Annotated in this window: 14 protein-coding genes; 12 read left to right on the top strand and 2 right to left on the bottom strand. The window is 62.2% G+C overall.

Annotation, left to right across the window (positions count from 1 at the left end; all coding sequences use genetic code 11):
• Window positions 1-122: 122 nt before the first annotated feature.
• The 3 genes from ACFMO3_RS00885 to ACFMO3_RS00875 all read left to right on the top strand — a co-directional run bounded on the left by ACFMO3_RS00885 (window position 123) and on the right by ACFMO3_RS00875 (window position 2,578).
• Window positions 123-1,295, top strand: coding sequence for a roadblock/LC7 domain-containing protein (locus tag ACFMO3_RS00885; RefSeq protein ID WP_376788544.1), 1,173 nt, complete (start codon window positions 123-125; stop codon window positions 1,293-1,295).
• A 90-nt stretch (window positions 1,296-1,385) separates the two neighbouring features.
• On the top strand, window positions 1,386-1,652 hold the full coding sequence (locus ACFMO3_RS00880) for a hypothetical protein (RefSeq protein WP_376788543.1): 267 nt from the start codon (window positions 1,386-1,388) through the stop codon (window positions 1,650-1,652).
• 11 nt (window positions 1,653-1,663) lie between these two features.
• Window positions 1,664-2,578, top strand: a complete 915-nt coding sequence (locus tag ACFMO3_RS00875) for a GTP-binding protein (RefSeq protein WP_376788542.1) — start codon at window positions 1,664-1,666, stop codon at window positions 2,576-2,578.
• Window positions 2,579-2,586: 8 nt separating this feature from the next.
• Here ACFMO3_RS00875 and ACFMO3_RS00870 read toward each other — a convergent pair whose 3' ends face one another.
• The gene (locus tag ACFMO3_RS00870) at window positions 2,587-3,846 is read right to left on the bottom strand and encodes a PQQ-dependent sugar dehydrogenase (protein ID WP_376788541.1); all 1,260 of its coding nucleotides are present in this window, start codon (window positions 3,844-3,846) and stop codon (window positions 2,587-2,589) included.
• A gap of 40 nt (window positions 3,847-3,886) precedes the next feature.
• Window positions 3,887-4,384 carry a ferritin gene (locus ACFMO3_RS00865; RefSeq protein WP_376788540.1) on the bottom strand — a complete coding sequence of 166 codons (498 nt, stop codon included), beginning with the start codon at window positions 4,382-4,384 and terminating at the stop codon, window positions 3,887-3,889.
• A gap of 279 nt (window positions 4,385-4,663) precedes the next feature.
• Between ACFMO3_RS00865 and ACFMO3_RS00860 the strand changes: the two genes are divergently transcribed.
• From ACFMO3_RS00860 to ACFMO3_RS00820, 9 genes are all read left to right on the top strand, one after another.
• Complete coding sequence (locus ACFMO3_RS00860) at window positions 4,664-5,248, top strand: sigma-70 family RNA polymerase sigma factor (protein WP_376788539.1); 585 nt, start codon at window positions 4,664-4,666, stop codon at window positions 5,246-5,248.
• Window positions 5,239-6,033 (top strand): hypothetical protein, encoded by a 795-nt coding sequence (locus ACFMO3_RS00855; protein WP_376788538.1) that lies wholly within the window; start codon window positions 5,239-5,241, stop codon window positions 6,031-6,033. The genes ACFMO3_RS00860 and ACFMO3_RS00855 overlap by 10 nt, the downstream gene beginning before the upstream one ends.
• Before the next feature lie 320 nt (window positions 6,034-6,353).
• The gene (locus tag ACFMO3_RS00850; RefSeq protein WP_376788537.1) at window positions 6,354-7,166 is read left to right on the top strand and encodes a DeoR/GlpR family DNA-binding transcription regulator; all 813 of its coding nucleotides are present in this window, start codon (window positions 6,354-6,356) and stop codon (window positions 7,164-7,166) included.
• A gap of 46 nt (window positions 7,167-7,212) precedes the next feature.
• Entirely contained in the window at window positions 7,213-8,022 is an 810-nt protein-coding gene (locus ACFMO3_RS00845; RefSeq protein WP_376788536.1) for a BtpA/SgcQ family protein, read from the top strand.
• Between the two features lie 103 nt (window positions 8,023-8,125).
• Window positions 8,126-9,424 (top strand): ABC transporter substrate-binding protein, encoded by a 1,299-nt coding sequence (locus tag ACFMO3_RS00840; RefSeq protein ID WP_376788535.1) that lies wholly within the window; start codon window positions 8,126-8,128, stop codon window positions 9,422-9,424.
• A 73-nt stretch (window positions 9,425-9,497) separates the two neighbouring features.
• Window positions 9,498-10,367 (top strand): carbohydrate ABC transporter permease, encoded by an 870-nt coding sequence (locus tag ACFMO3_RS00835; RefSeq protein ID WP_376788534.1) that lies wholly within the window; start codon window positions 9,498-9,500, stop codon window positions 10,365-10,367.
• Window positions 10,368-10,459: 92 nt separating this feature from the next.
• A complete protein-coding gene (locus tag ACFMO3_RS00830) occupies window positions 10,460-11,239 on the top strand; it encodes a carbohydrate ABC transporter permease (RefSeq protein ID WP_376788731.1) in 780 nt (259 codons plus the stop codon).
• A gap of 14 nt (window positions 11,240-11,253) precedes the next feature.
• Complete coding sequence (locus ACFMO3_RS00825; protein WP_376788533.1) at window positions 11,254-12,756, top strand: FGGY-family carbohydrate kinase; 1,503 nt, start codon at window positions 11,254-11,256, stop codon at window positions 12,754-12,756.
• A gap of 143 nt (window positions 12,757-12,899) precedes the next feature.
• Window positions 12,900-13,679, top strand: a complete 780-nt coding sequence (locus tag ACFMO3_RS00820; protein ID WP_376788532.1) for an SDR family NAD(P)-dependent oxidoreductase — start codon at window positions 12,900-12,902, stop codon at window positions 13,677-13,679.
• Window positions 13,680-13,692 lie beyond the last annotated feature (13 nt).

Below are 13,692 nucleotides of genomic sequence, written 5' to 3'. Positions count from 1 at the left end.
CACCTTGTGGAGCGGGATGAGGATGGGGAAGGGGCGAACCCGAGGAAGCTGATCTGTCAGGGGTTTGCGGGGCGCTATTCGATCTGGAAACGGCTGCTCTTCGGATCCCGAAAGGAGAGGGGATGGCCTTCGAAGAGTTGTTGCAGGAGGTGAATGCCATTCCAGGGGTGGAGGGGACCTTCCTGCTTCACGAGGAGGGGGCCGTTCAGGGGCATACGCTCCCCGCGCGTTACCCTGGGGAGGCCCTGGCGGCGGCGGCGCGGATTATCACTCGAACCTTCAGCGCTCTGGAGGCCTCCCGCCGGAGGGTGCCCGAAGTGGATCTGTGCTTCGCCGGAGGACGTCTCATCCTCCGGCGGATCCCCGGAGGGATCCTGGGCGTTTGCTGTGCCCGCTCGATCAACCGGCCTTTGCTCGATCTCGCCCTCCAGCCGGTGATCCGCTCGTTGAGCGCCGCCTTGAAGGAGCAACCGACAGCTCCCCGTAAACCCCGGGCATCCCGGGCGGGCACCCTCCGGCTTTCCACGCTGATCCAGGACCTCGTGAACGAGGGGCTCCGCCTGGTCGAGACGGCGCGGACCCATGGGATCCCCATCCGATTGCTGGGGAGTGTGGGGATCGCTTATCATGCCCCGTCGGCAGCCCGTTACCTGCCGACGCCCTCCTATCCGGGATTGGAGCTCGCTGCCTCCTCTCGGCAGAGTAAGGTCCTGGCGGTTTTTATGGAAGAGCAGGGATATGAGCCGTTCGCTCGCTTCAACGCGTTCTACGGAACCCGACGCCTTCATTTCCGCAAGCCGGAGACCGGCTGGCCCGTCGACGTGTTCCTGGATGCCTATGAGATGTATCACCGAATGGAGTTCGCGGCGGCGCTCGGCCGTGAGGAGATCGCCCTGCCGCCCACTTGGCTCCTCCTTTCCCGCCTGCAGGCGGTGGAGGCCGGAGAAGCTGAGCTGCTGGAGATCGCGGTCCTGCTGCTGGACCATGAAGTGGTGGAGGGGGAGCAACCGGAGACGGTGGATCTGCGGGTGATCGCTGGGCTTTGTGCGGAGGATTGGGGGTGGTATCGGACGGTTACCATGAACCTGGAGCGGACGGCCCGGCAGATTGAGGGATGGGAGGAGCCGGCGCGGGGGCGTGTTCGCGAACGCCTGGAACGCTTGCGGCAGGCCATTGAGGCAGCCCCCAAGAGCCTGGGCTGGCAGATGCGTGCCCGCCTGGGGGATGCAGTGCGCTGGTATCAGATCCCCGTTCGGCCGGAGGAGGGGCCGCGTCCGGATATGGCCATCGGGTGATGGGGAGCGGAGGCTCGCTGGCAGCGGCCAGCCTGGCCTCGGGGAGATTTCTTCCTGTTGGGCCGCGAAGGAAGGATAGGAGGAGCCAGAATGTGTCTGGAGTCAGTGCGCCGCTTGGGTCGGGCGATCGGGGAGATCCTTTATGGGATGGCCTTGCATGATATGGTGCGGGCGAATCTCCGCCAGAGAGGGTCCATGGAGCACCTCTTCCTGTTGATCACCTTTGGGGATCTGGTGGGCATTCCGATCATACCCCCTTATTACTGCATGCGGCTGCTCCCCTTCATCGTCCCCCAGATCCACGCCTGGCGCCGGCGTCTGCTCCGCGAGCGAGACCTCACAGACATGCTGTTCTGAGGTGGGGAATAATGGCTCCCCGTCGGCGAATCCTTCTGGTGATCGAGACGGCGGACCTGGCCCGCTATGCGAGGTTTCTGGAGTCTGCCGCATCGCGCTGGGAGATCCTGGTTCTTTCCCCGAGCGAGGCCCTCGCCCAGCCGATCCAGGAGGAGCCTCCGGACGCTGTCCTGGTCGCTGCGGAGGGCGTTTCGGAGGGATGGCTGGAGAGCTGGAAGCGGACAGAGCCGCGCCCTCTCCTGATCCGGCTGAGCGCCCAGGTTTCCGCCCCCTGCAGGGCCTCGGCAGGGCTATGGGATTGGATCCTCCCAGCGGCTTCGCCGGCATCGGGTCTGGAGGCGATGCTCCCTTTTCCCTCCGGCGAGCAGAGGCCGACGATCGCCGTGCGGAAGGTTCTGCTCGTCGGGGAGGCGACCGTCGGCAAAACTTCCCTGGCGGCCTTTTATCTGCAACGGGCCTTCGACCCCCGCCGTCATATGACCATCGGGGTGGACATCCATATCTGCCCGGTGGAGGTCGAGGGGATGGCCGTGCGCCTGGTGGTGTGGGATGTCGGGGGGCAGCGGCGTTTTGCCGCCCTCCGGGATCTTTTTTATCGGGGCGCCGCGGCCGGGGCCCTGGTTTTCGATCTGAGCAACCGCCTCTCCTTTTACCAGCTTCTAAGATGGTGGCAGGAGCTCCGAAGCCACCTCGGATCCATCCCAGTTCTCCTAGTGGGCAACAAGGCGGATCTGCCCCGGGAGATCGCCCGCTGGGAAGCGGAATCCCTCGCCCGGGCATGGGGCACGCCGTATTTTGAGACCTCTTGCGTGACCGGTGTGGGGGTCCTGGAATTTTTTCAGGCCCTGGCGGTCGCTGCTTTGAAAGGGGCTTCCGGGGCGGAGCCGGGCGAACCGATCGCCGGAGGCGCCTCATTGGACTGTTAAGCAGGCGGTTATGGCCCTGGCACGATCCGCAGGATCCGATCATCGCCGGGCATGGGCCGTCCCCGACCATCCCGGTTGCTGGTGGTGAAGTAGAGGGCACCGTCCGGGCCCATCCCCACATCCCGGATCCGTCCGAATTCCCCGCGGAAGAGCTCCTCATGGAAAATCACGGCCCTCCCATCCGGGCTCAGCACCACGTGGTGCAGGTGTTGTCCGCGCAGGGCTCCAAAGAACAGATGGCCTTTCCACGGCGCGAGCCGCTCGCCGGTGACGAACGCCATGCCCGCCGGTGCCCAGGTGTCCTGCCCGCTATGAAGGAGGGGATCCACGAAACGGGGATCCCCCGGCGCATCCGTCACTCGGGGCCATCCGTAATTGCCCCCCGGACGGATGAGATTCAGCTCGTCCAGACAGCATAATCCCATCTCGCCGGTAGGTCCATGCTCGGTGCTGTAGAGTTGGCCGGTGGTGGGATGCCAGGCCAGGCCCTGGGGATTGCGGTGGCCATAGGAATACACGTAGGAGCCCGGGAACGGGTTGTCGGCAGGGATCGATCCATCCGGATTCAGACGGAGGATCTTCCCGGCCAGGCTGTCCAGCCGCTGGGCCAGCTCCCGCTGGGCGGCGTCGCCAGTGGTGGCATAGAGCTTGCCATCCGGGCCGAAGGCCAGCCGTCCGCCATCGTGAATGCCCGCGCCCGGGATCTCATCAATCAGGATCGTTTCCTCCCCCGCTGTGTTTCCCCGCAGGGTGAGCCGGGAGATCCGGTTGCGCAGCGCGCCCTGGGCCCGGTAGGTATACATGACGTAGAGATGGCCGTTCTGAGCGAAGTTCGGATCCAGGGCCAGGCCCATCAATCCCCCCTCTCCAGTCGCCGCCACGGGGAGGACGGCCACCGGCTCCGGGCGGAGCTGGCCATTTTCGATGACCCGGATCCGTCCGGGGCGTTCCGTGACGAAGATCCGGCCATCGGGCGCGAAAGCCAGCGCCCATGGCACCTCCAGCCCGGTGGCCACCACTTCCACCCGAATCGGGAAGGATCCCGGAGGGATGGAGAAGGGCGGGGAGGCCGATGGAGTGGGCGAAGGCGGGACGAGCGTCGCCATTGGGGTAGGAAGCGGCGAGGGTGCAGGCGGCGGAGTGAAGCGCAGGGTTGAAAGGGTGGATGGGGAAGTGATCGCTGGCGAGGGGGAAGCCGGACCCTGACGGCATGCCCCCAGGAAAGCGAGACAGAAGAGTGTCCCGATGAAGAAAAGGAGTTTCCGCATGGCCTTAGCCCCTAGAGAGACTCCGGAGGATCGTGCCAGTTCATTCGGCCTCTCGCCGCGCCAGCTCGTGATCCATCATCACCAGCCCTGTCCCATCCTCCCCAATGCGCCGGAGCGCCGCCAGGATCTGCTCCACGCTTTTCTCTTCCTCGATCTGTTCTTCCAGGAACCAGTGAAGCAGGGGCAGGCTGGAAGGATCGTTCTCGCGGACGGCGATCTGGTAGAGATTCCGGATGAGGCCGGTGACCCGGCGCTCATGCTGGAGGGCCTGGGCGAAGGCTTCCTGAGGAGAGGCGAAATCCACGGGGGGCTGTTCGATCGCCTGCAGGATGACGCGTTCCCCTCGATCGCAGAGGTGGTCGAAGAACTTCATCGCATGGCCTACTTCCTCGCGGGCCTGCACCCGCATCCAGTGGGCGAACCCGGGCAGGTTCATCGCTTCGAAGTAAGCGGCCATGGAAAGATAGAGATAGGCGGAGTAAAGCTCGTGGCGGATCTGGTCGTTCATGGCCTCGCGGAGCGCCTGGTTCATCGCCATGGGATCCTCCTCTCGGATGTTCGGGGATAGGGACCTGCGGGATCCGCGGTGGAGGATGACCTCGCCCACCCCATTTAGGGATTTTTCTTTTCCCCTCATGGAGTCTACAGTCAAAGAGCGGAACCCACCAGCCCTCCCCGACGGTTTCCTGGGGGGTAAGGAATCGGAGAGAGCCTGCTGAAGGCGAACTCCGGGTCTCCAGATGTTCCGTATCCGAATCGGATTCGTAACGCTCGAGCTAGATATCCGTTAAACCTATTGGAAAGGATTTCAATGAAAATGGCTCCTGTTCCGGCGCATTCGGTTCATCCAGAGGAAGCCGCTGTTGAACCGGAGATCATCCGTCGGGCGCAGGGGGGCGATCCCGAGGCGGTGGGATGGCTCTATGATCGATATTATCTCCCCGTCTATCGCTACTTTCGGATTCGACTGGAGGACCAGGATCTTGCGGAAGATCTAACGGCAGAAGTGTTCGTGCGGATGCTGGAGCATCTGCCGCGGTATCGAGCGCGGGGGCGCCCGTTTCTGGCCTGGCTGTATACAATTGCCCGAAACCTGTTAATGGATTACTACCGGGCGCAGCCGCGCAGCGTAGTGACGCCGCTGGAGGATCCGGAGCGCGCTCCGGGTGTTGAGGAGGATATCGAGCGGATGGAAGCGCAGGCCCAGTGGGATTGCATCCGGCGAGCCATGCAGAAGTTAACGCCCGATCAGCAAGACGTGTTGTTTCACCGCTTTCTGGAGGGGCGCTCCGTGGAGGAGACGGCCCGGTTGATGGGGAAACGGCCCAATGCCATCAAGGCGCTGCAGCACCGGGCGCTGGCCGCCTTGCGACGGCGGATGGAGGAGATGGGATGTCTATGAAAGATCTTTCCTTCGAAGAGCTCCTAGCCCGCTGTTTGGAGGAGATGGCTGCGGGTGCTGACATCGAGCAGGTGGTGGCCCGCTATCCGGCCTACGCCGCGGAGCTTCGTCCGCTGCTGGAGGCTGCCCTGCGGCTGCGGGGGATCCCCGTGCCGCCCCCGCGTCCGCAGGCCATTCGTCAGGGTCGAGCCCGTGTGATCGCGTGGTCAAGGCCTTCGCGGGCCTCCGGCTGGGGATGGCTTCGGGGGCGTCGATGGGTTTCCGCGTTGCTGACCGCCGGGCTGATCCTGGCTCTGCTTTTCGGGGGAGGAGCGCTGGGAGTGCAGGCGGCGGAGGCCAGCCTTCCGGGCGATCCCTTTTACGGACTCAAGCTGTGGAAGGAGTCCCTCGAGCTGACCTGGGCGGAATGGCATGGAGATCCGGCCCCGGTGCTGGTGCGTCAGCTGGAGCGGCGTTCCGAGGAGATGGAAATGCTGCAGCGACAGGGCCGCCCCGTGCATCCGGCTGTCCTTCAGCGCTCCGTGCGTCTGCTGATTCAACTGATCCTCCTGGCCGAACACCATCCGGATCATCCGGTCCTTCGACAGCGCGCCCTGCAGGCCATTGAGCGGCATCAGGCGGTCCTGCTGGCCCTGCGCGATCGGGTTCCACCGGCCGCCCGCCCGGCGCTGGAGCGCGCCCTGGAGCGAGCGAATCGGGCCCGAGAAGTGCTCTCCTCTACCGTTCCCCCTCGACCTTCCCCTGGGCCACCTCCCAAATGGCCGCCCCGAGGGCCCGGGCGGTGATCGGGGAGGGGCGGAGCGGACGATCGAAGGCGTCCCGCTCCGCCTCCCGAGCTCCGTAGGGGAACTCGCCATCCCCCGGGCATTTCGCTGCTGGTTTCCCATCCCAGAGCGCCCATGCCTCCAAGCTCCCACTCCTCTTGCACGGTGGGGGAGGGATCTCCCTCATGAGGGCCCTCGTTCGCTTAGCTACCCATCCTCTGCCCTGGGGAAAGGTGAAGGGGAGCGATTCCGCCCTACGCCGGATGCCCAGATGTTGATTGATATTGATTGATACTTGACATTTCGATCATTATCGATTAAGATATGGAATGGAGGTGCTCATGCAGGCGGCTCGGCGAGAGCAGATCCTCCAGTTTCTGAGCGAGCGGTCCTTCGCCACGGCGGAGGAGCTGGCCCGGCTGACGGGGGTTTCTCTGCCGACGATCCGTCGGGATCTCCAGGCCATGGCGGAGGAAGGATTGATTGTCCGCACTCGGGGTGGTGCATCGCTAGGCACGCCGGGGATCGGCCATGAGATTCCTTATCTAACACGGGCTCGGGTTCAGCTGCCGGAGAAGCGGGCCATCGCTCGCGCGGCTCTGGAGTTCATCCGGGAAGGGGATGTGATCGCTCTGGATGTGGGTTCCACGACATTCGAACTGGCCCGTCTCCTTCGCCCCCGTCGGAACCTCACGGTCTTCACGGCCTCTGTTCCCATCGCGCAGTTGTTGGCCAACACGGAGATTTCGGTGTTTCTCCTGGGCGGCCAGCTGCGCAAGAAGGAGCTTTCGATCGTGGGTCCCCTCGCATTGCGAATGGCTGCCCAGTTTTACTATGACCGTTTCTTTATGGGGGTGGCCGGTCTGGACCCCGAAGCCGGGTGCACGGATTTCAGCTTGGATGATGTGGAAGTGAAGAAGGTCTTTCTGGAGCGCTCTCGCGAGATCGTTGTCCTCGCCGATCATACCAAACTGGGCCATGTTTCCTTCACTGCCATTTGTCCTGTCCAACGGGTGCACTGGGTGATCACGGATGCGGGGGCGGATTCGCAGATGGTGGCCCGGCTGCGGGAGTTGGGGGTGGGCGTGCGGGTGGTGCCGGTCACAGAGGATCGGTCCGTGTCTCGACGTGGGCGTGGGGTGCATTCCTTGTGAAGTCCACGCCTCGATCACTGGAATTCCCAATGGCAGGAGCCATCGGATGTCCTGGCTACAGGAGGTCTTTGGGGTTTCCAAACCTGTGATCGGGATGGTGCATCTGCCGGCCCTGCCCGGGGCTCCGCTCTATGATGCGGAGAAGGGGATGGAAGGGATCCTGGAATGGGCCCGGCGCGATTTGCGCGCCCTTCAAGCGGGCGGGATCGATGCGGTGATGTTCTGCAATGAGAGCGATCGCCCTTACACCCTGCGGGCGGATCCGGCGACGGTGGCGGCGATGGCGGCCGTGGTAGGGCGATTGCGTGATGAGATCCAGGTGCCCTTTGGGATTGATATCCTGTGGGATCCTTTCGCCGCTCTGGCGGTTGCGCACGCCACAGGCGCCCGATTCGTGCGGGAGGTCTTCACGGGCGTTTACGCCAGCGATATGGGGTTCTGGAGCCCCTCGGCGGGGGAAGTCCTGCGTTACCGTCGGGCGATCGGTGCGGAGGGAGTGCGGCTGCTTTTCAACATCAACGCTGAGTTCGCCGCCCCTGTGGGAAGTCGGCCGCTGGCAGCGGTGGCCTGCTCCGTGGCCTTTTCCAGTCTTCCCGATGCCATCTGTGTCTCAGGGCCTATGACCAGCGTGCCGGTCCGGGCAGAGGATTTGCGGGCGGTGAAGGAGGCGGTGGGTCCTGTGCCGGTATTTATCAACACGGGCGCCCGCCACGACAACATCGCAGATCTGCTGCCTTATGCGGACGGGGTGATTGTGGGTTCCAGCCTGAAGGTCGACGGCATCACCTGGAACCCGGTGGATCCAGAACGGGTGCGGTCGTTCATGGAGATCGTGCGCCAGTTGCGGGGGGAATAGGGAGCATGGCGTACGTGGTGGTAGAGGGGTTGACCAATGTGTTGATAACCTATCTGGGCGCCTGCAGGTTTCGTGAGTTCCTTTAAGCAAAAGGAGGTGAGAGATGCTCCGGAAGGCGATGGGTCTGTTGATCATCGTGGCCTTGTTCGGCGCGTGGCTGATGGGCTGCCGCCCTGCCGCCCCGGGTCCCATCACGCTGACGATCATCATGGAGCAGGTCCCCGATACGGACGTGGTCCGCAAGCTGCTCCCTGATTTCGAGCGGGAGAACCCCGGCATCAAGGTGGTCATCGACGCGATGCCCTACGATGCTATGCGCGATAAGATCCTGGCCTCATTCATGGCTCCCAAGGCGACTTACGATGTGATCATCGTGGACAACCCATGGATGGATGAGTTTGTGGCTGGGAATTTCCTGGAGCCTCTGGATGAGCGAATCAAAGCAATCCCAGATTACGATTTCGAGGACTTCGTGCGTCCGGTGCGGGAGATCGGGGTGGTGGGCGGTAAGATCTACGGCATCCCCTTCTATAACTATGCCGTAGGACTGATCGTGCGCCAGGACCTCTTCAACGATCCTGCTTATCAGGATGCTTACCAGAAGAGGTATGGGAAGTCGTTGGCTCCACCTACTACCCTGGAGGATTATGTCCGCATCGCTCAGTTCTTCAAGGAGCAGAGCGGTGGGAAGATATATGGGGTGGCGATGCAGCCTCAGCGCGGCTATAAGGTCTTCGAGGAGTGGAAGAATTGGCTATATGCAGCGGGCGGCGATCTGCTGGATGAGCATGGTCATGTGATCATCGATCGGCCCGAGGCGGTGCGGGCTCTCGAGCTTTATATCACGATGTATAAGACGGCGGCCCCGCCGAATTCCTTGAATTGGGGTTTCGATGAGGCCCTGCGGAGCATGGCAGCCGGCGAGGCGGCCATGATGATGAGCTACAACTGGATGTTGCCAACCCTGAACAACCCGCAGGGTCCAGCGGGTGCCCTGGCCGGCAAGTTTGCCCTCTATGAAGTCCCCGGCGGCAAGGCGGTGCTCGGGACCTGGCACTGGGCTATCCCCCGGAATGCGCCGAACAAGGATGCTTCTTGGCGTTTCATCTCCTGGATTACCTCCAAGCGCATGGAGAAGCAACGGGTGATTCTGGGCGGCGCGCCGGTGCGGGTAAGCGCGATGAAAGACCCCGAGGTCTGGCAGAAGGGCTTTGGGCAGAGCTATTACGAGACGGTGCTGAAGATCCTGGAGGACGCGGAGCCGCTGGCCCGTGGTCCGAAGGCAGAGGAGATCATCCAGGTGGTGGGCACCGAGCTGAATGCGGCAGTGGCTGGGGAGAAAACCGCGGAGCAGGCGTTGAAGGATGCTGCCGCCCAGATTCGCCGCATCCTAGGCCAGTGAGTTGGGGCACCGGGGGAGGCCATCGGAGCCGCCTTCCCCGGCCTCTCTTCCCTTCAGGACTTCAGGAGGCAGTATGGCGCGTCAGGATCAGCGATTGGGCCGCTGGATGGTTTTGCCTCTGATCCTATTACTGGTGGCTGTCCAGGGCTATCCGATGGCCTTCGCCGTCTACATCTCAGCGCACGATTACCGGCTCACTGCCCTGAATGAGGTCCGCTGGGTTGGGCTGGAGCAATATCGGGGGCTGCTGGGGAATTCCTCCTACTGGACCGCTATGCGGAACACTCTGGTTTTCGTATTCGGGGCGGTAGGGCTGGAACTTCTTTTGGGATTCCTCCTGGCTTATCTGCTTTGGCGGCCGGTGCCTGCTCAGAACCTCTTCCGCGCGATTCTGCTGACACCGATGTTTGTCACCCCCATCGCTATCGGCCTGATGTTCCGGTTTCTGCTGAACGATCAGCTCGGGATCATCCCGGTCTGGTTACGAACCATAGGGGTGGAGATCGATTGGTTTGGCCCCAACCTGGCGCTCTTTTCCCTGATCCTGATTGATATATGGCAGTGGACGCCGCTGATGGTGCTGCTGCTTCTGGCAGGGCTAGAAGCCCTGCCAGTGGAGCCCTTTGAGGCCGCGCGAGTGGACGGCGCGTCAGAGCTTCAAATGATTCGGTATTTGGTCCTTCCGCTGATCCGCCCGGTGATGCTGGCAGCGATCCTGATCCGGATGCTGGATGCGTTTCGTGTATTCGAATATGTATACGCTATCACGAGGGGAGGGCCAGGAGAACGGACCGAAACGATTCTGTTCCATATTTACCGGGTTGGCTTTCTTTACTTCCGATTGGGTGAGGCGGCGGCGATGGCCGTTACACTCGCCGGAGTGATCTTTGCCCTCGTGGTGCTTCTCTTCCGCACCCTGCGGCGTCAGGAGGCGATAGCATGACAGGGGTGGCTCGTGGCATTGCCATAAAGGCCGTGCCGGCCTGGAGGATCCTGCGCTGGGGTCGGCGATGGCCGATCCTCCTTCGATTCGGGATGCTAGCGATCGCCATGGTTGCCGTGCTTTTCCCTTTCCTGTGGATCTTCTTGGCCTCCCTGAAGCCGCCGGTGGAGCTGAGCCGTCCTTCTCTCTTCGGGTTCGAACCAACCAGCGTGAACTGGTCCGAGGTTTGGTTGGACTCTCCCTTCGCCCGTTATTTCTTGAACAGTGTGGTCGTAGGGGGTCTCACTGTGATCATTTCTCTGATCGTGGGGGCCCCGGCCGCTTACGCCTTCTCTCGCTTCCGGACCGGCGGAACAGGGCTGCGCTTTGTGATCCTGGCCGCTCAGATGATGCCACCGGCTCTTTTTATCATCCCTTTCTTCCTGATGGCTTACTATGTCGGGCTTTTGGATACGGTCTGGGCGGTGGCCATTGCCCACCTCACCTTCATCGCCCCTCTCGTGACGTGGTTTCTGATCGGATTCTTTGAGGATGTGCCACGGGACTTGGAGGAGCAGGCAATGGTGGATGGGTGCACGCGGTGGCAAGCCTTCGTTCGGGTTGTCCTGCCGGCCGCTCGTCCGGGCATGGCGGCTGCCGGGCTGTTCGCTTTCATCATGTCCTGGAATGAGATGTTTTACGCTTTGATGCTGGCAGGGGGGCATTCCAAGACGTTGCCAGTGGCGATCGCCGGCTACTGGACCTTCCGAGGAGTAGATATGGGGAAGATGTCTGTGGCGATTACCTCAGCAATGATCCCGGTGATGATCGCCTCCTTCTTCGTGCAACGCTATCTGGTGCGAGGCCTTGGGGGGGGTGCCCTGAGAGGATGACCAGGAGATCCGCGATGGCCCGTTTCGCATTGGGAATCGATGTGGGAACCAGTGGGGTGAAGGGCGTTCTGATCGAGCCGGGTGGGAGGTTGGTGGCGGAGGCCTATGCCCCTCATGATCTCCGTTCCCCCTATCCGGGATGGTCTGAGGAGGATCCGGAGGACTGGTGGCGGGGGGTGGTTTCGGTCTGCCGGCAACTTCTTGTGAATCGGGATCCGCGAGAGGTGGTCGTGGTCGGATGCAGCGGGATGGTGCCTGCCCTCGTCCTGCTGGACGAGAGTGGGCACTCCCTGCGTCCTGCCATCCTCCAGAACGATGCACGAGCCATAAAGGAGATCGAATGGCTTCGTCGGAACCTGGACCAGGAGCAGCTTTTTGCTCGGACCGGTGGCTACACCAATCAGCAGCATGTGGGACCTCGCCTGATGTGGATCCAGCGGCATGAACCGGAGATTTGGCGTCGCACCCGCCTTGTCGTGGGTTCCTATGATTATATTGCTTACCGGTTGAGCGGAGCATTGTCGCTGGAGATCAACTGGGCAGTGGAAAGCGGCCTTTTCGACATCTATCGGCGGACGTGGGATGAGATGTTCTTGCAAGCGAGCCATCTCCAGGAGGAACTTTTCCCACCCGTGCGCTTTCCCACAGAGATCATCGGTGAGGTCACGCGGGAGGCGGCGGAGGCGACAGGTCTGGCGCCGGGAACGCTGGTGGTGGCTGGGAGCGCGGATCACGTCGCCTCCGCGTTGGCCGCTGGCCTCCGGGAGCATGGGGATCTGTTGATCAAGTTCGGCGCCGCAGGAGATATTCTGTATTGCATGGATCGCCTGGAGACTCATCCCCGGCTTTACATCGATTATCACGATATCCCTGAGCGTTACCTTCTGAATGGGTGCATGGCGGCTTCCGGCTCTCTGGTGAAGTGGTTTGTCACCCAGGTGTTGGGGGAAGAAGGCGAGTCCGCAACCTATCGCCGACTGGATGAGGAAGCCACAGCTGTCCCACCAGCTTCCGATGGCCTGATCGTCCTGCCTTATTTCCTTGGAGAGAAGACCCCGCTCTTTGATCCGGAAGCCCGGGGGATCTTCTTCGGACTTACCCTGAGCCACAGCCGGGGTCATATGTTCCGCGCCATCCTGGAGGCGGTGATCTATGGATTCCGGCATCATCTGGAGATCCTACAGGAGCGTGGCTATCCCATTCGACGGGTGCTGGCCACCGATGGCGGGGTGCGCAGCGCGCTGTGGCGTCAGATCGCCGCGGATGTTCTGGGACTTCCAGTGGAGGCTCATCTCGGGCATCCTGGCTCGGCCTTGGGAGTGGCTTTCGTGGCCGGGATGGGCGCTGGCCTGTTCCAGGATTGGACGGAGATCGAGGCCTTTGCGGGTCCGGCTTACTGGAATGAACCGAATCCTGAAGCCCATCGACGGTACCAGGAGGCCTACCGCCTTTATCGGGACCTTTACGAAGCCCTGAAACCGCTTTTCCCTCGCGCGGGTCGACTGTCTGGAGGGTGAAACTCAACAGGGTCACACGCCTGATTACCTTGGGGGGAGCCTTCCTCCTTGAGGCCCAAAGGGCCCAAGGAGGGGCCATCTTGTCTTCTCTATCTCAGACTGAAGGTGTAAGTTCCAATTATTTTCTCCAAGGAGGCTCATCCATGGGACGCCTGGATGGACAGGTTGTAGTGGTAACCGGCGCGGGGAGCGGGATCGGAGCGGCTATCGCCCAAACCTTGGCTCGAGAAGGGGCTTATGTCGCTGTAACGGATATTAACGAGGAATGGGCCCGTCAGGTTGCGGAAGAGATCCGCCAATCCGGTGGAGTCGCGGAATTCTGGCGTCTCGATGTCACCAGGAAGGCTGACAACGTCGCGGTGATGGATGCTGTGGTCACCAAATGGGGACGCCTGGATATAGTCTGCCCGAACGCTGGGGTTTCCACGATGAACTGGGCGAAGGACCTCACGGAGGAGGAGTGGGATTATAACTTCAACGTGAACACGAAAGGAGTGTTCTTCACCTGCCAAGCAGCTCTCCCCCACATGATTCGCCAGGGCAGCGGTCGCATCATCATCACGGCGTCCATGGCCGGCCATCGGGCCGTCCCTCTGCTGGCGCACTATGCGGCCTCCAAGTGGGCGGTGATCGGCTTCGGCTTGAGTTTGGCGGTGGAAGTGGGCAAGTATAATATCAAGGTCAATCTGATCTGCCCTGGGTTTGTCCGCACATCGATGCAGGAGCGCGAGATTGTGTGGGAGGGGCAGCTGCGGGGGATGGATCCGGAAGCCGTGCGCGCGGAGTATGTGAGCAAAACTCCGCTGGGGCGGATCGAGGAACCTCAGGATGTGGCCAACGCCGTGCTGCTGTTGTGTCTGCCCGAGGCCAATTTCATCACCGGTGCGGTTCTGGATGTGACGGGCGGGGCCCATCTCACGTAGCGCTCTGTCCTGT

The organism is Thermoflexus sp. (assembly GCF_042408815.1).
Lineage (GTDB): Bacteria > Chloroflexota > Anaerolineae > Thermoflexales > Thermoflexaceae > Thermoflexus.
The sequence above is the reverse complement of the archived record's forward strand: the minus strand, read 5'-3'. Positions and strand labels throughout refer to the sequence as shown.